We start from the raw sequence: 21,219 nt of genomic DNA on the forward strand, positions 1-21,219 counted from the left end.
TCCGATAACTCATTTAAATAAAACTTAAATATTATTTCAAAATAGCATCCTGAACTTAATGGTCTCTTCCAAGGCTTTGATTTCCTGTATCATTTCTTTGGAATAACTCTTCTCAATATCTACGATAACATACCCAACTTCTTCGGCGGTTTTAAGGTATTGACCTGTGATATTGATATCATGTTTGGCAAAAATATTGTTAAGTTTCGCCAATATACCAGGTACATTTTTATGAATATGAAGTAGGCGGTGAGAGCCATGTAATACCGGAAGTTGTACTTCAGGGAAGTTTACACTGCCGGTTGAGCTACCATTGTTGACATATTGAAGTAGTCTCTCCGGCACATAAGTTCCAATACTATGTTGGGCTTCTTCAGTGCTACCACCAATATGAGGGGTGAGTATTACATTACTTAGTCCCTGAAGTTCAGACACAAATGGGTCCTGATTGGTTTTGGGCTCTTCAGGAAATACATCCACGCCGGCACCTTCTACTTTTCCTGATTTTATGGCCTTGACCAGTGCGGAGATTTCGACTACTGAGCCACGGGCAAGATTTAAGAATATCACACCATCTTTCATTTGAGAAAATTCTTTTTCTCCTATCAGATTGGTGTTTTCTTTCCGGCCATCTATATGCAAACTTACCACATCAGCCACTTCAAATACCTCTTTCATCGATCTGCACTTTTTGGCATTTCCAATGGGCATTTTATCAACAATATCATAGAAATACACTTCCATACCCATCGCTTCGGAAATTACTGAAAGTTGAGTTCCGATATGACCATAGCCAATCATTCCTATTTTTTTGCCTCTAACTTCAAAGCTGTTAACAGCCGATTTGTCCCATTCTCCTTTATGCATTCCATTACTTTTTGGAAACACTTTTCTGATCAGCAGGAGCATTTCGCCAATTGCCAGTTCGACTACAGAACGTGTATTGCTATAAGGAGCATTGAAAACTGCAATCCCTTTTTTGGTGGCAGTTTTGAGGTCTATCTGGTTGGTGCCTATACAGAATGCCCCGATAGCAATAAGCTTTTCGGCACTCTCAAGCACTTTTTTGGTTACGTTGGTTTTTGATCGGATACCCAGAATCGAAACATCTTTTATTTTTTCGATGAGCTCATCTTCATCCAATGCACCTTTTATAAATTCTACATCAAATCCCTGATCTTTAAAAGCTTCTTTCGCTGCCTGATGTACATTTTCGAGCAATAAAACCTTAATCATTGATTTTGGGTAGGATTGTCCTCTGGGCAGTTGATTGTAAAACAAAAATTCGTCCAGGGTTTTTATTACAAAATCGGCATTTTCAGTCACCGAAATACGCTCTACATTCTCAGTGAATGCATAGAAGCGGTCTGCAAATCCGGATTTTTTTATTTCATAATCAGTAAAGCCATCGCCAATTACCGAAACGTGGGCATCGAGTTTAAGGCTTTCCATTAATTTGATTTTACCGCCAGTTTGAGCCAATACGTTGTTCTGGTCACAACCCGTGATATTGCCTTCGGGATCAAATTCGAAAGTGTTGGCATAAACGTTTGCAGGGTTGAGCCCCAGCGATTCGATTATGGGAATAATAAATTCCTTAAAACCACTTGAAACCACCAAAATGTTTTCGGAATACTCTTCAAGAAAACTTTTATTTCTTAAAAATGAATCCGAAATATTGTCATGGAGATAAGTTACAAGTGCGTCTATATGGCTTTTTGAGGCTTTTAGCAGTGAAAGTCTTTGGCTGAGTGCCTCAGAAAAACTCAACTCACCACTCATTCCTTTTTCTGTGATTTTCCTGATTTCAGCAACTGTTTTTTCTCCTTCAGGGCTGTTTTCAAGGGCTATGGCAGCTAATTGGTCAAGACCTTCAACTTTAGTGATTGTGCTGTCAAAATCGATTACGAAGATTTTTTTTTCGGTTGTATTGTTCACCTTTTTAAACGTATATTTTTTTACAAAAATACCGTTTTTTAATTTTTAAGGCAGAAAAAAAAGTAATTATCTTTTCTTAGGAAGTTTTTTGCTGTCAAAAATGCAAGTGCAGATAAAAAAAGTCAAAAAAAACGGGACATACAATTATTGTAGTCCCGTATAATTAAATAATGTTTTTTTTAAAGAAACTGAGCTTCTTTTCCAAATTTAGCGGCCAAAGCTGCATAAACCACAGCACGGTATTTGCTACGGTTGCTTGTACCCAATTTTGTCAAAACTTCATCAATTGCTGCCATTAATTCAGGACCATCGGCGAGACCTAGTTTCTTTATCAGGAAATTTTGTTTTACCGTTTCTTTTTCTGTGTCATCTGATCCTGAAACTTTTGAAGAATCGGCATTGTAGATTGAAGGACCCAAGCCCTTGGCAACACCAGTCAACAGTTCTTCTGAAAGTCCCATTCCATACTCAGCATTCTGTGCCAAATAGTCAGCCATGCATTCATTAAATTTACTCATTTTCTTATAGAATTTATTGGTTAAGAAATCTATCCAAATTTAGAAATTAATATTTGTAATAACAACAATTATTAATGTAAAAATATAATTATTTGTAGAATTTTTTTAAGTAAAATATTGGTAAAAAGCAACTTAACTTATTCTGCTTTAGCTTTATATTTAAAATATGTAGGCGAATTTAATCTTAGATTTAAGCCAAACCATAACTGTGTGCCAGTAAGCCTGTCAAATGATGTAAATACGTCTCCATTGTAGAAATTGAGGTTAAGTTGATTGCTTAGATTTTTTTTCCCGGAAAATAATAATTTGGTAAAAAGGCCAAGTTCAAACCGTTCAGTTACTTTTCCTCTGATTTCCATATTGGTTTCAAAGTTAATTCTTGGGTATTTTTTTAGTGCCTGGTATTCAATACTTTCCGGGTCCGACAGCTCAGGAGGTTGGCGGTAATCGAAAAATATTTTTTGAAAAGGCTGGTTTTGCTCTAAATTGTTTAGCCTGATATCCAATCCTGCACCCACCAACAGGAAAGCCGAACGACTGACCCTGTCAATAACCCAGATGGTTCTTTTTGTTTTGACAGGCAAAAGTATTATATTTTGATTGTTATAAATCCGGAAAGGAAAAGCATAAAAACTGTTTAGCTGTATCTGATGTTTTGAGATACCGGTCTCAAAATAATATTTTTCGTTTCGATTTATTCCAAAATTTACTTCCAAAAAAGACTCCATTGGAGATAAAACACCTGTCTTGAAATTTACAGGTTCTGACGAGCTAAAATAACTTTTGCCAAAACCCCCATTGATAGCGGTGTAATATTTAATTGTAAACGATTCCAGATTAGGCATGGCGATTTTCTCAAAATCCTTTTTCCTTTTATTAGGTTCCTGATAATAGGGTGTTTCCTGAGCCATTACTGGCAACGATATTATGATGTACAAAACAATTAAAAGGCTTTTACAGGGCATATCAGGAAACTTGAATGATATCAAAAATAAATTTAGGTGCTTTTTCTTTGAGTCTAAATACTTTTGATATTAAATTTGCACAAATTAAAATCGAAATATTATGTCAAATATTGTTGAAAGTGTGCCTTCCTGGTTAAAATTAACTGTTTTCTTTTTGATTTTAGCTGTTTTAGCCCTTTTTACTGATTTATTTACTTTTGTTGTGGGTACACTCATCATGATTGGGGTATTTGCTCAGGGTTATAACAAAGATCACCTTTCAGAACATTAATTTTTTGGACAAAAAGATATATTTAGCCTGCCGGAAATTTCGGCGGGCTTTTTTTTTTCGCTAAAAAAAATCTGGAGGCTATTTGATTCAATAATTTCATTGATTTTGGTACCGAATAATAATTTTTTAATAAAAATTATTAACTACAGTATTTTGAATGAAATTATTAAAAATTTAAATTTGGAATTATTGAAAATATATTCGTAGGTTTAGAAAAAAACGCTATAATAACAATGTTAAAAGGATTAAAACTAGATACAACCACTGAAAAAAACATTAGTAAATGGTTAAGAGGAAAATATGACGAAGAAACAAAAAATCTGATAAACCAACTGGTTTCTGATGGGAATGTTACTCAACTAACAGATTCTTTTTATAAAAATCTTGAGTTTGGAACCGGAGGAATGAGGGGAGAAATAGGGGTTGGTTCCAACCGAATGAATAAATATACTGTGGGTGCCGCCACGCAGGGATTGGCCAACTATCTCAATAAGTGTTTTCCGGATCAACCTATTAAAGTGGCTATAGCCTATGATAGTCGTAATTATTCACCGGAATTTGCTCAAATCGCCGCAGATATCCTTTCTGCCAATGGTATTACAGTTTATCTTTATAAAGAACTGAGACCAACACCGCAGCTTTCTTTCACTGTAAGGGAACTCGGCTGCCAGTCAGGCATTGTGATTACTGCCTCGCATAATCCCCGTGAGTACAACGGATATAAAGTATATTGGGGAGATGGCTCACAGGTGGTTTCGCCACATGATAAGAATATAGTAGAGGAAGTAAATGCCATTACGAATGTAAAGAATATCAAATTCAGAGGCGTTAAAAAACGTATAAAAATGATAGGGGAGGTTTTGGATAAAAAATATCTAAAAGCTGTAAAAAGTATTGCTGTAGCTCCCAGGATTATCAAAAAACAAAAAGATCTTAAGATTGTTTTCAGTTCAATACACGGCACGGGTATCACTATGGTACCTAAGGCTTTGGCTCAATTGGGTTTTGAAAATGTAAATATTGTAACAGCACAGGCTACTCCTGACGGTAACTTCCCAACGGTAGTTTATCCCAATCCTGAAGAAAAGGAAGCCATGACAATGGCACTTAATCTGGCAAAAGAAATAGATGCCGACCTGGTAATAGCGACCGATCCCGATGCCGACCGTGTGGGAATGGGTGTAAAAAACCCTAAAGGAGAATGGCAGCTGCTTAACGGTAATCAGGCTGCAAGTTTGATTATTTATTATCTGCTGAAAGCCTGGAAATCTGCCGGAAAACTTACCGGTAAGGAATTTGTTTGTAAAACCATCGTGACGACCGATCTGATTGATCAGATGGCCGCCAAATCGGGTGTGGACTGTTACAATACACTTACCGGGTTTAAATATATCGCTCAGGTAATCAGAGAACTCGAAGGCCAGGCTACGTTTATTGGAGGCGGAGAAGAGAGCTACGGTTATTTGATTGGAGATAAAGTAAGAGATAAAGATGCGATTGCAAGCTGTGCCATGATTGCTGAACTCACCGCATTTGCAAAACATAAAGGATTGAGCCTGTTTGACTTCCTTGCCGATATGTACAAGCAGTTTGGTTTCTATTACGAAGGCCTGATTTCGGTTACTAAAAAAGGAAAAACAGGAGCCGATGAAATCAAACAAATGATGGCTGATTTCAGAACCACGCCTCCGGTTACTCTGGCCGGATCTAAAGTAATCAGAATAGATGACTATAAAGCACTCAAGAGAACAGATGTGAAAACAGGGGTAATCACAGATATCCCATCCGGTAAATTAGGGATTGAATCCTCAGATGTATTGCAGTTTTTCACCGAAGATGGTACCAAGTTTACTTGCAGACCGTCTGGAACTGAACCCAAAATCAAATTTTACATAGGCGTAAAAACCAAACTGAAAACCAAAGAAGAATTTAATAGTACACTTAAAAGTTTAACAGACAAAGTTGCCCGGATTGGAAAGGAATTAAATTTGAATTGAGTAATACATTAAATATCCGATGGTTTTGTATCAGCATGTTTTTGCTGGTAAGTGGAAAGCTATATCCTCAAGTTAAGCCTTCGGGCTTGATGGCAGCTCCTGAAATATTAAATATTGAAACTTCGGGCCGGGATAATAAATTTCAAAAAAGCTATAATCTAAAGCATCACGAAGACAGAATTAAAGTTTATTTAAAACCTGTTGAAGCTCAGGGCCAAAAAGTCGAGTACTATTTTGGGATAGATAAAAAACAGCTTTTTCAGGAATCCAAAGTCATCTGGAAAAAAGTAGATACTCCGGTATTTAAATTTGATGTTTTGTTACCCGGAGAATATGTGTTTTTTGTCAAGTATAAAGTTGAAAACGGATCACAGTCCGAATCCCGCTCTTTCGATATTCAGATTGAAAGACCCTGGTGGCGTACCTGGTGGTTTTGGGGTGCAAGTTTCATATCATTATTTGGGATGTTTTATGGACGTGAACGCTTCCTGAAGTTTTGGGCAGACGAAGAGCAGCGACACATGCGGCAAATCGTCGAATTGGAGCTGCGTACACTGCAACTGCAAATGAACCCCCATTTTATATTCAACGCCCTCAATTCGATTCAGTCTTATGTAATGACCCACGATGCCCTTACTGCAAATAATTACCTTTCAAAATTTGCCCATCTGATCAGGATGTTTCTTGATTCTTCCCGTAGTAAATATACTTCTCTCAATGAAGAAATAAGAATGCTCACTTTATATATCGAGATGGAGTGTTTGCGGTTTGAAGACAAATTTGATTTTGAAATAGTTGTAGATTCTGATGTAAACAAATATCTGGAGATACCCACCATGATATTGCAACCTTTTGTTGAAAACGCCATAAATCATGGCTTGAGGTATAAAAGAGTTAAAGGATTATTGAGTTTGAGATTTTATCTGGAGGGCAATTATCTGATTTGCAGAATGGTTGATAATGGTGTGGGTAGGAAAAATTCAAAGGAAATACAATCGGGGACCCAAAAAGGTTATCGCTCACAAGGATTAAAAATAACAGAAGAAAGATTAAATACTTATAACAAGATAAACGACACCAATATTATTTTCATCATTAAAGATAATATTGAAAATCCTTCATCACCGATAGAAGATGTAGGCACAGTTGTTAAAGTAAAATTTCCTATAAATTGATAATTAGTATGAAAAACTATGTAATAATTGATGATGAACCGCGGAGTGTCGAAACGCTTCATAACATTGTTACTAACTTTAGTGACTTCGATTTAAAGTATTTGGGTTCGGCTCATAATATTGAAGATGGTTTTAATCTTATAAAGCAAAATAAACCCGATTTGGTATTTCTTGATATCGAAATGCCATTCGGTTCAGGGTTTGATTTGCTGGAAAAATTTGAAAAAATAACGTTTCAGGTGATATTTACTACCGGATTTGACCAATATGCTATCACTGCCATAAAATTCAGTGCTTTGGATTATTTACTTAAACCTATCAATATCACAGAATTAAGAGAAGCTATTGGTCGGGCCAATGCGAAAATAGAAGAAAAATCTGGCTCCGAAAATCTGAAGGTTTTACTTGAAAATCTGAAATTATCTAAAAGCACTCAAAACAAAATACCTCTTCCTTCACTCACAGGTCTGGATCTGGTTTCGATTGACTCCATCGTTCATTGCCAGGCCGATGAAGACTACACGCATGTGTTTTTGAAAGATGGCTCCAAAAAAGTTGTTACCAAAAGCATCAAAGACTTTGAAGAGCTGCTGGTAAACTATGGTTTTTTCAGGGTGCATCATTCTTATTTGATAAACAGGGTTTATATCAAAAAATACACCAAAGGTGAAGGAGGGAGTGTTTTGACCGATTTTGATGTAGAAATCCCGGTTTCCCGCCGACGCAAAGCTGAATTTCTTCAGTGGCTCAATGAGCTTTAAAATCCGGAAAAGCATTTAATTGCAAATAGCCATATTCTGTTTTTTCAAAGCAGAAAGTACTCACGCCATTGGTGATACAGATATATTTTGCCTTTAAAGTTAAATTGTATCTTGTTGCTTGCTCAATCACTTTCTGGTCGATCTTTACCTCACGTGCTTTACATTCTACCAATAAAAAAGCAGCTGCCTGATTATCAAATACTAAAATGTCAGATCTTTTGTTTAAGGTATTATAACTCAGCCCTGACTCGAGTTTTATCAATGATTTTGGGTAGTTTTTTTCATAAATCAAAAAGTCCACAATTCCCTGCCTCACTTCCTCTTCCGGTGTTAAAATCACATATTTTTTTCTTAAATAATCAAAAATGGCCACCTTACCATCAATCTCCTTATATTTGCGACCATTATTTTTTATTTGCTTCATCGGGAATCTTTTTGTCTCAGATTGAGTTTTAATCTTCAAATTTTAAATAAACTAATTATATATGCAAACTAAAGATGAAATAGTAAAGAATTGGTTACCTCGCTACACAGGTACACCCTTAGAAGAATTCAAACCATACATCCTTTTAACTAACTTCTCAAATTACGTAAAAATATTTGCTGAAAAATATGGCGTGGAAGTAAAAGGTACCGGAAGTGCTATGCAAACCGCCTCAGCAGGCAATATTACCATAATAAATTTTGGAATGGGAAGTGCCATGGCAGCCACAATAATGGACCTGCTCACTGCGATTCAACCCAATGCCGTGTTGTTTCTAGGTAAATGTGGAGGATTGAAAAAAATTACTGAGTTGGGAGATTTTATACTTCCTATTGCCGCCATCAGAGGAGACGGAACCAGTGATGACTACGCCCGTCCCGAAATCCCCGCCTTGCCTTCTTTCCGACTTCAACGTTCGGTTTCTGCCATGATTGTAAAAAATGAAATGGATTACTGGACAGGCACTGTTTATACAACCAACAGGAGGGTTTGGGAACATGACGAAAAATTTAAAGATTATTTGAGAGAGATAAGAGCACTGGCCATTGACATGGAAACCGCAACCATTTTCACGGTTGGATTTGTCAACTCCATTCCTCACGGAGCCCTATTGTTGGTGTCTGATAATCCAATGGAACCAGATGGAGTAAAAACTGAAGCCAGCGATAAAAAAGTAACTGCCAATTTTGTTGAGAAACATATTCAGATTGGCATTGATGCACTCAATGAACTAGCCAATTCGGGTGAATCAGTTAAACACCTGAGATGGGAAGATCAGAAATAATCAGATATTTAAACATAAAAAACGCCCCGAATCATTTGAGTCAGGGCGTTTTTTTTAAAGGAAAAATCAATTACAATAATCTTTTATGACATTGTAAGCAGGTGCATAACCCAGTTCGCCTGATTTACTCAAATCAAAACAACCACCATTATTGTCACCAATTGCATTTTTGATTAGACCACTCACATAATACGCCGCTGAATATTTTGGATTGATTTTAATTGCATTATTGATGTCAAGCAGAGCTTCTTTTTGAAGACCCAGATTTGACCTTACCATTCCCCTGATAAAGTGTGCCTCTGCATAGGTAGGATTAACCTCGATAGACTTATTTAGGTCAATAACGGCATCTTTCATATTTCCGGCTTTGTAATTGGCCACACCCCTGGTATAGAAAACCTCTGATTTCTCGTTGGTATAATCAACAATTTTGATTTTTTCATCCACACTGTTTCTAAGATTGTCAAGTGTAGCTTTGGTAAAAGATGCCGAATAGCTCTCTTTCGCCATTTTGGTGTCTTCTTTTTGGTCTAAAACTTTATTCAAATCTGAAATTGCCGCCTTTTGGTTGTTAAGTTTACTCAATGCAAAACCTCTTCCATAATAAGCGGCCATATAGCCGGCATCCAGGGCAAGACATTTATCATAATCAAATTTGGCACCGTTGTAGTCTTCGATTTTACTTTTGGCAAATGCTCTGAAATAATAGGCTTCAGGGTCTTGAGAGTCAAGTTTTAATGATTCATCAAAGTCAACGATAGCATCGGCGAAGTCATTTACTTTGATCCGGTTTTTCCCTCTTTCAGCAAATGTTTTGGCTCTTTTTGGGTTAATGTCGATAGATTTTGAATAGTCTGCGATACTGCCGTTGAAATCATCAAGTTTTGATTTACAAAGACCACGGGAATAAAATGCCTGATATTTTTCTTTATCACCGGGATTTAACTCAATCACTTTTGTAAAATCTTGAATCGCCTTATTGAGATCGTTTAATTTGGCTCTGATTGTACCTCTTTGTAAGTAGGCATAAGCATCGTCGGGTGCAACTTCTATAGCTCTGTTAAAGTCTTGAAGTGCGGCACGGTTATCGTCCTGGTAGCTTTTGCTTAGTCCACGATACAAATAAGCCATAGCATCTCTCGGGCTTAGGTCAATTGCCTTGTCAAAATCAAGTATTGCTCCCCTGTTGTCTTTAAGTGCCTGTTTAGCAAGCCCACGGTTAAAATAACTCTGGGGATTGTCGGGGTTCATCGAAATGGCAATGCTAAAAGAAGAAAGTGCTCCGATAAAATCATTGGCTTTGCTTTTAGCAACTCCAGCTTCAAAGTGCTCATTTGCAGTCTGTTGAGCATTGATATTCAAAGTATAACCTAGTAGTACAAATACTAACAGATAAAGTTTTTTCATCAGTAAAAGATTAATTTTTGCCCAAATATAATACATATTTCAGCGAAAAAAAGCGACAAAATTCACAAAACTTTTTGTAAATCAATGGGTCAGACTCAATCCAAGCAGGACAACATAAGCCAATGAAGTGAGTGCTAATGTTTTTAAATATGGGTCAGGATTGGGGTTTTTACTAACCTGAAACCCATTTAGAAGAATTAATGGAAAGGAAATTAAATAATATAAACTTATGTTTTCCTGTGATTTTACGAAAAAAATGGTACAAAAAATAGATCCTAACAATAATGCCCAATGGTAAAGAATCGCCTTTTTTCGACCTAATTTTACAGGAATGGTATGCTTGCCGGCTGCTTGGTCTGACTCCAGGTCTCTGATATTATTGATGTTAAGTACGCCAGTTGCCAAAAGTCCACACGCTATTGCAGGAAGAATAATATCAGACTCAAAAGATTGGGAATAAAGGAAATAGCTTCCCAGGACTCCAACCAATCCAAAAAAATAAACACCGAAAGGTCACCAAACCCTACATATCCGTATGGGCGGGAGCCTGCAGTATAAAAATATGCGGCAAGGATAGCTGAAATACCTATGGAAAGAAAAATGAAAAAGTTGGTTGTGAATCCTCCGAAAGCTATATAAATAAGACCCAAACCCAGTAATAAGGAAATAAGAACAAATAATTTTACGGCTCCCAGCATTTGTTTCTGTGAAATTACGCCAGCCTGCACTGCCCTTGCCGGGCCTACTCTTTCCTTAGAGTCGGCACCATTTTGACTGTCGCCATAATCATTGGCAAAGTTGGAAAGTACCTGTAGGCTAACTGTGGTACAAAATGCCAGAATGAAAATTGACCAATTGAAAAAACCTTTGTAGGCGGCCAGAAATCCGGCCAGGATTATACTTGAAAGTGCTAAAGGCAAGGTGCGGAGTCGGGCCGCACCCAGCCAGTCTTTAAATGAAGGAGAACGCATTATATACCTACTGCTTTGATAAAATCAGGATCAGTGGGCAGAATTTTAGACGCAAAAAAATGAGTCAGCTGCCCGTTTTCGTTTACTACATATTTACAGAAATTCCAGCTTGGCTCTTTATCGTTCCAGCCATTAAGGTCTTTTTGACTCAACCACTGATAAAGAGGATGCTTTCCTTTTCCGGTTACTTCTATTTTTTCAAACATCTGAAAACTAACCCCATAGTTTTTCTGACAAAACTCGGCGATTTGTTCATTTGAACCCGGTTCTTGTTTCAAAAAGTCATTGGCAGGAAAACCCAAAACCACAACTTTATCTCCATATTTCTCATGGAATTTTTGCCAGTCGGCGTATTGAGGAGTGAATCCGCATTTAGATGCTACATTAAGCAAAATTACTTTTTTGCCTTTGTATTTGTCCAGATTTATAGTTTTGCCATCAAGAGTAACCATCGAAAAATCATAGAGGGATCCTTTCATATTGTCTTTTGCAGATGCCTTATAGACCTCTTTTTTTGAGCCTAATATGTTTTTCAAAGTTTTTCTACCTAAAAAAGCGATTACTGAAATCAATCCCAAAGAAACAATCAGAATTTTCATAATATTATGTTTATTACTTAATACCAAAATTTTGATCAAATTGTTTCATATTTACCCAATTTTTTTAACATCTGGATATGTGAATTCAGGGCATTTATAAAACTTCCTTTCGAATTATAAACAAAACCAAACTCTTCTGCTGTTTCCTTTACGATTTTCGAAATTTTACGGTAGTGAACATGAGATATTTTTGGAAATAAATGATGCTCAATCTGAAAATCCAAACCACCGATATACCATGACAATAATAAGTTGTTACTGAAGAAATTGGAAGTGGTTTTTAATTGATGTACCGCCCAAGCTGACTCAATATGGTCATGACTGTCAGGAATAGGTTGGTCAGCACCCTCAACCACATGTGCAAGCTGAAAAACAGTGGCTAAAATCAAGCCAGCAGTCAGGTGCATTGCCATAAATCCTGCAAACCACTGTCCTAAAGTGATATCGAGGAAATACATGGGAATTACGAATATGAAAATAACATATAATATCTTGGTTATGAACAGGATAACGAGTTGTTTGGTTGTAAAAGGTTTCACAATTCCGGTTTTTGCCAATGAATTAAAAAATGGAATTTCTTTAAAATCTTTCCATAAAAAAGAAATGGTCATCATGCTGTATAACAAAAACGCATAAACATATTGCACTCTATGATAAATTCTGAGGCGATCGGCCTGATTGAGTCTAAGCATAAATTTGCCTGTAATATCCTCATCAAGATGCAGAATATTGGTGTAAGTATGATGCAATGAATTGTGTTGGATTTCCCAGTTGTACACATTGCCACCCAGCCAATATAGTGTGCTGCCAAATAGTTTGTTAACCCATTTTTTCTTAGAAAAAGACCCATGTACGGCGTCATGCATAACACCCATACCGATACCGGCGGTGCCCAGGCCCATCACTATGGTAAGAATCAGATTGATGTAATTGGGGAAATGGCCCAACATGATCAGACCATAAGCGACAAAGAAAGTAGAAATGAGAATAATGGCCTTAATCATAATAGTGTTTCCACCCGATTTAGGTTTATGATTTTCTTTAAAATAATTCTCAACTTTATTACGGAGTGTCGGCAGAAACTGTGCCTCACTGATATTCGAAAATTTAACCTTGTTCATTTTGTTCGGTTTTTTTACTAAATACAAAGGTCAGTTTTAATTTTTTCTAAAACAAATTGTATTTTTTTGTTTTTTATCATGTTTTTTACATAAATCCAATTCTTAAATTATTAGGCTAGATTAATGTGTTTTGCTTAATTTTGAAAATTATTGGGAAATATTATGAGGTTGTTTGTGCTTTTTCTTGTGTTTTTGAGCCTAAAAATTCCGGCTGCCGGGCAGCTGGCACATTTTTCCGATTGGGTAAAATATGACACACAATATCTGAAAATTGAAATTTCGCAAGATGGTATTTACCGACTTACTTATCAGGATTTAAAAAATGCAGGGGTTTCATCTTTTAAAAATTTGAGCCTTGTACATCACGGTAAAGAAATAAGCCTGATTACACAAAATGAAACAGATTCAGAATTACTTCCGGGTGGTTATATAGAGTTTTATGCCGAAAAAAACAAGGGCGAACTAGACTCATTGGTTTACAGACCAATGGTAAGAAACAACCCTTTCAATAGTCTTTTCAGTGATATTTCGGTTTATTATATTTACAATTCTGAACAAACACCTATAAGAACAACAGAAAGTTACGCAAAACCCTCCAAAGATACTTCAGCATATTTTATTGAAAGTGTGCTTTATGCTCCCAATACCCAGTATTCGCTCAATAATTCTATTGGCTTGCTGCCGGTGATTCAACAAAGTTTTTATGAACCCGGAGAAGGCTGGTCGGGTGAATTCACCACCACTGATACTACCAAAAAAATCAACATCAAACTGCCCGGTATCAAAAATAATGGCCAAAAAACTGAGATTTTTTTAAGCCTGAATGGCAGATCAAGACTTTTTCATAATCTCAATTTGAGCCTCAATACTAAAGTTTTGCGAAACAGGATTTCGATTCCACCTTTTGGTGTTTATACCGATACTCTTGAGGAAAATTCAGGAGCTCATGAATTGAATTTTGAAATTAAAGGAAATAATAAAGGGGCATTTGATTGGTATTCAGTAAATTATATTGAGGCAAAATTTCCCAAAGGTTTTGAAAATTTGGTTTACCCAAGAACATTGGACTTACCGGTAAAAGACTCGATGATAATCTTTAAAAAACCGGAATCAACTTTCCGTGTTTTTGATATTTCTGATGATTTAAATATAAATACAATAAATATCACCCAGGGCTCTGATTTTCAATATTTCAGTTCAGGAAATCCTGTTAGGCTGTTTGTGACTGATAAATTTACTAAGCCAAAAATTGCAGGAATAGTTTCTTTCAAAAAAAGAACTTCAAAACCCGAATATCTGATTATTACTCACAAAAGCCTGAAAGAATCTGCAAATGAGTGGGCCAGTTACAGAAATAGCAAAGAAGGGGGTGAGTTCAGGTCAGAAGTGGTTTTTATAGAAGACCTATATGATCAGTATTTTTTTGGTGAAAAAAATCCACTGGTAATAAAAAATGCAGTGGCTGACATAATGGACGCCGTCTCTGATAGAAAAAACCTTTTTTTGATTGGTAAAGCAGTCACTTTTCCGGATGTCTTGAAATCTAACCAGGAACTGGTGCCATCATTTGGGTATCCGGGATCCGATGTTCTTCTCACTGCAGGCCTCTTTGGTGTTGACCCTGATATGGAAGGCGTGCCTACGGGAAGGCTCAATGTTACAAATAATACAGAAGTCAGAAACTATCTGAAAAAAGTAAAGGAATTTGAACAAATAAAATCGGCAGAGTGGCGTAAAAATGTTTTGCATCTGAGTGGCGGTGAAAATAATTTTGAGATGTCATTGCTTAAAAACCTGTTGATTGAAAACGAAAAGGGTGTAAAGACCGGCCCTTTCTCAGGCGAGGTAGAAGTGATGTCAAAAAAGCAAACAGGTGAAATTGAGGAAGTAGATATAAGCACACCTATCAACAAAGGCGTAAGTCTGGTAACATTTGTGGGGCATGGTTCACCTACAATTATTGACCTTAACATTGGTTATAGCTCAGATCTGAAACGTAATTATAACAACAAGTCAAAGTACCCGTTTATGTTTTTTAATGGCTGTGGGGTAGGCAATATATTTTATCGTTACAATACCCTCAGCACTGACTGGTTGATTACACCCGACAAAGGTGCGATCGGACTTTTTGCCAATTCTTTCTGGAGTTATTATAATTCCACAAAAGAATATCTTGACCTCATGTACGGAAATTTTTTCCAGAATGATGATAGCAAAAACGCCACAATCGGAGAGATCCATCAAAAAATCAATAAAACGCTTTCTGCCAAAAAAGCCGATAATTACATATTGGCCGATATGCATCAGGTAGTTTTTCAGGGTGACCCCGCACTTCGGATTTTCCCTGTATCCAAACCTGACTACCTTGCCGATTCCCTTGGGATGTTTGTTCAAACTTTGAGCTCGTACAATGCCATTTCCAAATCTGACTCCTTTATTGTTGGGGCTGTTTTGAAAAATTATGGCAGATTTTCGCCCTCTGAAAAAGTTAAATATCTGGCCAAAATCACTCAGGAATCCGGACAATCAATAAGTTTTAATCAAACCGGTTCTGCATTTGCCAAAATGGATACCGTGTTTTTTAAAGTGCCTTATTCAGACAAAATAAGAAAAATTGAAATAAAGATTGATCCCGAAAATGGTATTGAAGAATACAATGAGGCTAACAATGAAGTAGCTATGAATTTTCCGGGACAGGCGGAATGGACCGAAATAAGTTCAAAAACCTTATATCCTGAAAACTTCCTGGCTGATGTTCTGAGGCCATTTTTGGAGGTGAAAATTGATGGAAAAAGTATTGAAAATGAGCAATTAATAGCAAAAAATGCTTCTCTGACGGTGATTCTCAATGACGACCGCAGCCTGAAGGCACCCGATGGTCTGGTAAAAGTTTATCTGAAATCCTGCGAAACCTGCCAATATTTGCCATTGGATATGAACAAGTTTGTCGTAAACCGAGTTTCTGACAATCAGATGCAATTTTTACTTTCCGACCTTCAATTGCAAGCCGGCACGCATTGGTTATTGGTGCAAGGTGCCGACAAAGAAGGGAATACCGTGGGAACTCCATTTGAGATAAGCTTTAAAGTAACTGATCAAAGTTCAAAAGGTATTTTGATAGTTTTTCCAAATCCTGCCGAATCCGATGTAACTGCAAAAATTCAGATTGTAAGTCCTGAAAATCCCATTGGAGGTGTTGTTTCTGTTTTTGAAACCTCAGGTAAAAGACTTTTTGATTTACCGTTTTCACCGAAAGTGGGCCCTAACAATGTGTTTTTGCCTGTAAAAAGTCTTTATGGAGCTGGTAGTTATATTATCAAAATTAAGGTCGATTTTAAAAATTCGGTATCCGAAACCCTGGAATCCAGAGTGGTGATAAGATAAAAAACACTGAGATTATTTTCCCGGAACCAGGCTGACCAATTCATATTTAATGTCTTTTCCACTCGAAATTATGCCCTTTCCTATGCATTCGGGTGTGACCTGACAATATTCCAGGTCTCTGTCTCTAAATTCAATCATGCCAATTCCGTTTGCGTATCTGGCGTATTTTAACTTTCTGTCAATAAGTGACGAATCGTTTTTTTCTATCACAGCTAACAAAGAACCTGAAGAAAATCCGCTAATCGAAAAAGTACTTTCTGTAATCTGACATTTTGAGGATTCCTCGGGTAAAGAATTATATTTGTTGGGGTTAAAAGTTAGCCCATCACTCACTGGAAATATCATTTTTACAAAATCAATGTTACCTTCCTTTATCATCAGGAGGTTTGGATTTCTACTTCCTTTAAATACACTCTCTGATTGGTAATCTCCTGAAATAGTGGTGCTTATATTTCTTGAAATCAAAAATTCAGTTCCTTCGCCTGATTGAGAAACATTGATGATTTGTTCTTTGAGGTAGTATGTTTTTTTTATGGGTTCAGCGTTTACTGCATAAATATTTTCAGTGACTTTGTAGATTCTCCTGGCGTTTTCTTCAACGGGGTAGTAGTCAGTTTTAGCAGGTTCAAAATCATCTTTACATGACCATAATATGCTGACAATAAGTAATGTTAAGACCCCAAAACGTCGAGCCAAATGGCCAGATACATAGTTCGTTGCACGTACCATAAATCGTCTTTATTGATTTTTTCTGTAAAAATAGGGTCTGAATCAAAACCCGATACATTGTTGTAGATATTTTTATCGGCATATTTCCAAACTTCATGATTATCCGGAATCAATTTCCCGTAAGATTCCCATAAATCTTTGAAAATAGCCTCTATTAGTTTGTCAAAATCGCCTTTCCCTGTACGGTTTGTAAGATTTTCTGGAGCCACTTTTTCCAATGCTTGCCGTATGGTTCCTCTGCCTCTTCCATGTGAAAATTTTTCCAAAGGACTCTGAAAAAGGCTGATATTCAAAAGCCGGGCATCAAGTAAGGGATAAAGGGTCCTGCTGTTGGTGAGCTCGTCAATCAGACCAAAAGTTTCTAAAGCATGTACTCCCAATCCGATAAAATTAGAATTTAACTGGCTTTTTTGGTGCCTGGTGCCTGTTTTCAAAAACAATGAAGCAAAGTCAACTCCTTTAAATTGAGTAGGACTTTTTTTATTCAATTTGCTTAAAATGCTTTTCAAATTTATCCTGTCAAATAAATCAAATACACTTAAATCAAAATCCTGAAATAATCTGAAAATAAGCTTTAAAGCCGGCCAAAGAGCGTTTTTTTGAAATATTTGTAATGATTTTTTTAAGAAATAACCCGAAAGGAATGATTGAAAAGTTTCGGATTTACCGATTTTTTCCCAGGAAGCTACTTTTTTTGAATAATATAAAAATAAGCTGTTTTTTAAGCTTTTAAATGCCCTGTTTTCAAACTGAATTTCCAGATATTCCAAACCTTCACCTGCAATGGTATCGCCTCCATGACCACTCAGAAGTACTTTTTCATTTCCGGAATTAATGATTTTGCAAATATTTCTGCAGGGAAAAGCATCAGTTCCGGTTGCATACTTTTTGAAGCCCAATCTTTAAGAATTACAATGTCAACAATTGGTGGCGATATTTTTTTTAATGGAAACCCAAAATTTTCAGCGATTTCTTCTGCTAAGGTCTCATCTTCTGTTAATTCTGAATCAGTTTTGAAATAAAAAGCGGTGTGTTTTTTGGATTCATAATTTAGCAAAATGGAAATCAAACCGGAATCAAGGCCGCCACTAAGATAAGTACCAACGGATTCAAATTTTAAGCTAAAATCTTTAATTTTTTCTTTAATTACTTCCAAAAAATCTTCATTGGATGCTTCAAAATGAACCAGACTTTCATTGGGTTCTTGTTTCAAATTATTGATTTCATATGTCAGAATATGACCCGGCAGCACTCTTTTTATGTTGGAAAAAAAAGTGTCGGCATTTATATTCTGATCCGAAATTTCAAAATCAAGATAAGCCTTTATGTATTTGTTGTCCAGGTTATTTTCACCTGTTTCTTGCAATGATTTGATCCGGTCTGAGATGCAGATTTTATCATTAATGAGTGAGAAATAAATGCTTTTTATTCCGAATAAATCTCTGAATACCTGAAGTTTATGAGTTTTTTTTGAATAAAAAATGATGCTGAAGCCAACATGTAAATCTTTGAGTATTGAAAAATTACCTGCGGAAAATTCCTTTCCAATATTTATTTCCGGATAATTATCCTGAAAATGACGGTCAGTTAAAAGCAACCATTCTTCGGTTTCCTGCACAAAAGCATCGCCATTGTGGATTATTGAATAAGGTTTTAAAGAAAAATCAATCGAAAAATAAAACAAGGCCGGCTTTTTTTGAGTACAATTTACAACAAAATCATGGCAAAATCACTTTCAAATTTTGATTTCCATTTATTCCAATTCTTTTGCATGTTATCTTTGCAAAAATCAATAAAACAAAAATTCGGTGTCTGACTACTTAGCGAGCCTTAATCCCCCACAATACGACGCTGTAACCCACGAAAATGGTCCTTTGATGATCATTGCCGGTGCGGGTTCCGGCAAAACACGTGCTCACCTATCGCATTGCCCATCTGATGGGGCAGGGGGTTGATCCGTTTAATATTTTATCGCTCACATTTACCAATAAAGCCGCAGAAGAAATGCGGCATCGGATTGAAAAAATAATAGGTTCTGAGGCAAAAAACCTTTGGATGGGTACTTTTCACTCGGTTTTTGCCAAGATTTTAAGGATCGAAGGCCATCGTTTGGGTTATACTTCCAATTTTACAATTTATGATACCGACGATAGCAAATCACTGATAAAAACCATCGTAAAGGAATTTGGATTAGACGACAAAACTTACAAGCCCAATTTTATATTAAACAGAATTTCAGGAGCAAAAAATAATCTGATCAGCTGGCAGGCTTACAACGAAAATCCGATTTTTCAGGCTGAGGATACCGGAGCTCAGATGCCCGAAATCGGCAGGATTTTCAAGACCTATTCCATGAGGTGTTTTTCTGCAAATGCTATGGATTTTGATGATTTGTTGTTCAATACCAACGTTCTTTTTCGGGATCATCTGGACGTGCTGAACAAATACCAGCATAAGTTTAAGCATGTGATGGTCGATGAGTTTCAGGATACCAATATTTCTCAGTACCTGATTACCAAAAAACTCTCTGCGGTAAATCAGAATATTTGTGTAGTGGGCGACGATGCTCAGAGTATCTATGCTTTCCGCGGGGCGAATATTCAAAATATCCTTAATTTCAAAAAGGATTATCCCGACCTGAATGTGGTCAAACTGGAGCAAAACTACCGCTCGACCAAAAATATTGTAAATGCTGCGAATTCCTTGATAGCCAAAAACAAAAATCAGCTGGAAAAAAAGATTTTTTCAGACAATGAAGAAGGCGACAAACTGGAAGTAATCAAGGCTCATTCTGATAATGAAGAAGGTAGAATCGTGGCTAACGCTATATTTGAGTCAAAAGGAAGAGATGGACTCAGGAACCAGGATTTTGCAATTTTATACCGAACCAACGCCCAATCACGGGCATTTGAGGAGGCCCTTAGAAAAATAAATATCAAATACCGTATCATTGGCGGACTGTCTTTTTACCAGAGAAAAGAAATCAAGGATATTCTTGGTTACCTGAGGTTTACGGTAAATCAGCAGGACGAAGAAGCCTTTAAACGTATCATAAATCTGCCTAAAAGAGGGATTGGGGACACCACGGTTGCTAAAATTTTGGTAACGGCATCAGAGCAACAGAAACCCATTTGGGATATTGTGAGCAACATTAAAGTTTATTTTGATGGCAAAGCAGCGGGTTCTATCGAAAACTTTGTAAATCTCATAAAGAGTTACAAAATCATGATGGATGATGAGAAAGACGCCCATACCATCGCCATGCAGGTGGCCAAAAGTACCGGATTGATGCATGAGCTGTACATCGATAAAACCGTGGAAGGAAAAGCCCGGTACGACAACCTCGAGGAATTGCTCAACTCCATCAAGCAGTTTACCGACAACCCCGATGTGGAAGACAAATCTTTGGGTGCTTTTTTACAGTCGGTTTCACTGTTGACCACCGCCGACGACGATGGCGATGGCGATCCCGACAAAGTAACCATGATGACCATTCACGGTGCAAAAGGGCTGGAATTTAAACATGTATTCGTAGTTGGGATGGAAGAAAACCTGTTTCCGTCGCAGATGATGCTCAAAAACCGGGATGACCTGGAGGAAGAACGCCGTCTGTTTTATGTGGCTATAACCCGGGCCGAAAAACGCCTGACACTGACCTATGCCGAGCAAAGATATAACTGGGGTAAGCTTAATTTCTGTGAAAAAAGTCGCTTCATTGAGGAGATTGACCCTATTTATCTAAAAGAAACCGATAAACCCGGTGGAGGTGCTTTTGGTAGCGATTCATTTGACTTTCAAGGCTTCCAACGCAGAGTAATGCCTGCTACCAAACCGGTACAAACTGCTCCGCCTACCCGAAGCCAGACCATAGCAAACTTAAAGCAGGTGAGCCAGATAAAACCCGCACAACAACATGTTCCATCGGTTGATTTTCAGGCTTCTGATACAAAAAATCTCAAAGCAGGAGACAAAGTAGAGCACCAGAAGTTTGGTTATGGGACCGTGAAAAAGATGGATAATCTGGGTCCGACCGCCAAAGCTGTCATAGAATTTGACAATGAAGGTGAAAAAACCTTATTGCTGAGTTTTGCAAAACTGAGAATCGTGGAATAAGA

16 protein-coding genes and 2 pseudogenes are annotated in these 21,219 nt (G+C 37.0%); 7 read left to right on the forward strand and 11 right to left on the reverse strand.

Annotated features, from left to right (window positions below; genetic code table 11):
* Nucleotides 1–36 precede the first annotated feature (36 nt).
* The 3 genes from serA to IPP61_12080 form a co-directional block, all read right to left on the reverse strand.
* Complete coding sequence (gene serA, locus IPP61_12070) at nucleotides 37–1,938, reverse strand: phosphoglycerate dehydrogenase (protein ID MBL0325897.1); 1,902 nt, start codon at nucleotides 1,936–1,938, stop codon at nucleotides 37–39.
* Between the two features lie 179 nt (nucleotides 1,939–2,117).
* The gene (locus tag IPP61_12075) at nucleotides 2,118–2,456 is read right to left on the reverse strand and encodes a DUF2853 family protein (protein MBL0325898.1); all 339 of its coding nucleotides are present in this window, start codon (nucleotides 2,454–2,456) and stop codon (nucleotides 2,118–2,120) included.
* 137 nt (nucleotides 2,457–2,593) lie between these two features.
* Nucleotides 2,594–3,421: a hypothetical protein gene (locus tag IPP61_12080; GenBank protein MBL0325899.1), complete on the reverse strand. Its 828-nt coding sequence runs from the start codon at nucleotides 3,419–3,421 to the stop codon at nucleotides 2,594–2,596.
* A 100-nt stretch (nucleotides 3,422–3,521) separates the two neighbouring features.
* Here IPP61_12080 and IPP61_12085 point away from each other — a divergent pair, with 100 nt between their 5' ends.
* The 4 genes from IPP61_12085 to IPP61_12100 all read left to right on the forward strand — a co-directional run bounded on the left by IPP61_12085 (nucleotide 3,522) and on the right by IPP61_12100 (nucleotide 7,625).
* Nucleotides 3,522–3,692 carry a hypothetical protein gene (locus IPP61_12085; GenBank protein MBL0325900.1) on the forward strand — a complete coding sequence of 57 codons (171 nt, stop codon included), beginning with the start codon at nucleotides 3,522–3,524 and terminating at the stop codon, nucleotides 3,690–3,692.
* 233 nt (nucleotides 3,693–3,925) lie between these two features.
* Nucleotides 3,926–5,689, forward strand: a complete 1,764-nt coding sequence (locus IPP61_12090; protein MBL0325901.1) for a phospho-sugar mutase — start codon at nucleotides 3,926–3,928, stop codon at nucleotides 5,687–5,689.
* Nucleotides 5,686–6,864, forward strand: coding sequence for a histidine kinase (locus tag IPP61_12095; protein MBL0325902.1), 1,179 nt, complete (start codon nucleotides 5,686–5,688; stop codon nucleotides 6,862–6,864). Before IPP61_12090 ends, IPP61_12095 begins: the two co-directional genes overlap by 4 nt.
* Nucleotides 6,865–6,872: 8 nt before the next feature.
* Nucleotides 6,873–7,625: a response regulator transcription factor gene (locus IPP61_12100; GenBank protein ID MBL0325903.1), complete on the forward strand. Its 753-nt coding sequence runs from the start codon at nucleotides 6,873–6,875 to the stop codon at nucleotides 7,623–7,625.
* Here the strand turns inward: IPP61_12100 and IPP61_12105 are convergent.
* Entirely contained in the window at nucleotides 7,612–8,049 is a 438-nt protein-coding gene (locus IPP61_12105) for a type I restriction enzyme HsdR N-terminal domain-containing protein (GenBank protein MBL0325904.1), read from the reverse strand. The two genes, IPP61_12100 and IPP61_12105, sit on opposite strands and share 14 nt — an antisense overlap.
* A 61-nt stretch (nucleotides 8,050–8,110) precedes the next feature.
* On the opposite strand from IPP61_12105, the gene IPP61_12110 reads away from it, so the two are divergent.
* Nucleotides 8,111–8,893 (forward strand): AMP nucleosidase, encoded by a 783-nt coding sequence (locus IPP61_12110; protein ID MBL0325905.1) that lies wholly within the window; start codon nucleotides 8,111–8,113, stop codon nucleotides 8,891–8,893.
* A gap of 66 nt (nucleotides 8,894–8,959) precedes the next feature.
* On the opposite strand, the gene IPP61_12115 is transcribed toward IPP61_12110, so the two are convergent.
* The 4 genes and pseudogenes from IPP61_12115 to IPP61_12130 all read right to left on the reverse strand — a co-directional run bounded on the left by IPP61_12115 (nucleotide 8,960) and on the right by IPP61_12130 (nucleotide 12,991).
* Nucleotides 8,960–10,300 (reverse strand): tetratricopeptide repeat protein, encoded by a 1,341-nt coding sequence (locus IPP61_12115; GenBank protein ID MBL0325906.1) that lies wholly within the window; start codon nucleotides 10,298–10,300, stop codon nucleotides 8,960–8,962.
* Between the two features lie 81 nt (nucleotides 10,301–10,381).
* A pseudogene (gene menA / locus IPP61_12120) lies at nucleotides 10,382–11,271 on the reverse strand (1,4-dihydroxy-2-naphthoate octaprenyltransferase).
* The gene (locus IPP61_12125) at nucleotides 11,271–11,870 is read right to left on the reverse strand and encodes a glutathione peroxidase (protein ID MBL0325907.1); all 600 of its coding nucleotides are present in this window, start codon (nucleotides 11,868–11,870) and stop codon (nucleotides 11,271–11,273) included. The pseudogene menA and the gene IPP61_12125 overlap by 1 nt, the downstream one beginning before the upstream one ends.
* 35 nt (nucleotides 11,871–11,905) lie before the next feature.
* Nucleotides 11,906–12,991: an acyl-CoA desaturase gene (locus IPP61_12130; GenBank protein MBL0325908.1), complete on the reverse strand. Its 1,086-nt coding sequence runs from the start codon at nucleotides 12,989–12,991 to the stop codon at nucleotides 11,906–11,908.
* 162 nt (nucleotides 12,992–13,153) lie between these two features.
* Here IPP61_12130 and IPP61_12135 point away from each other — a divergent pair, with 162 nt between their 5' ends.
* Nucleotides 13,154–16,375, forward strand: coding sequence for a hypothetical protein (locus tag IPP61_12135; protein ID MBL0325909.1), 3,222 nt, complete (start codon nucleotides 13,154–13,156; stop codon nucleotides 16,373–16,375).
* 12 nt (nucleotides 16,376–16,387) lie between these two features.
* Here IPP61_12135 and IPP61_12140 read toward each other — a convergent pair whose 3' ends face one another.
* Genes IPP61_12140 through IPP61_12150 form a run of 3 tightly spaced genes read right to left on the reverse strand, consistent with a single transcriptional unit; the run spans nucleotide 16,388 to nucleotide 18,788 of the window.
* Nucleotides 16,388–17,104: a hypothetical protein gene (locus tag IPP61_12140; GenBank protein ID MBL0325910.1), complete on the reverse strand. Its 717-nt coding sequence runs from the start codon at nucleotides 17,102–17,104 to the stop codon at nucleotides 16,388–16,390.
* Nucleotides 17,047–18,003 carry a hypothetical protein gene (locus tag IPP61_12145; protein MBL0325911.1) on the reverse strand — a complete coding sequence of 319 codons (957 nt, stop codon included), beginning with the start codon at nucleotides 18,001–18,003 and terminating at the stop codon, nucleotides 17,047–17,049. The genes IPP61_12140 and IPP61_12145 overlap by 58 nt, the downstream gene beginning before the upstream one ends.
* Nucleotides 17,910–18,788 (reverse strand): hypothetical protein, encoded by an 879-nt coding sequence (locus IPP61_12150; protein ID MBL0325912.1) that lies wholly within the window; start codon nucleotides 18,786–18,788, stop codon nucleotides 17,910–17,912. The genes IPP61_12145 and IPP61_12150 overlap by 94 nt, the downstream gene beginning before the upstream one ends.
* A gap of 193 nt (nucleotides 18,789–18,981) precedes the next feature.
* Here IPP61_12150 and IPP61_12155 point away from each other — a divergent pair.
* Nucleotides 18,982–21,217, forward strand: a pseudogene (locus IPP61_12155) (UvrD-helicase domain-containing protein).
* The last annotated feature ends 2 nt before the right edge of the window (nucleotides 21,218–21,219 follow it).

The organism is Cytophagaceae bacterium (genome assembly GCA_016722655.1).
GTDB lineage: Bacteria > Bacteroidota > Bacteroidia > Cytophagales > Spirosomataceae > Leadbetterella.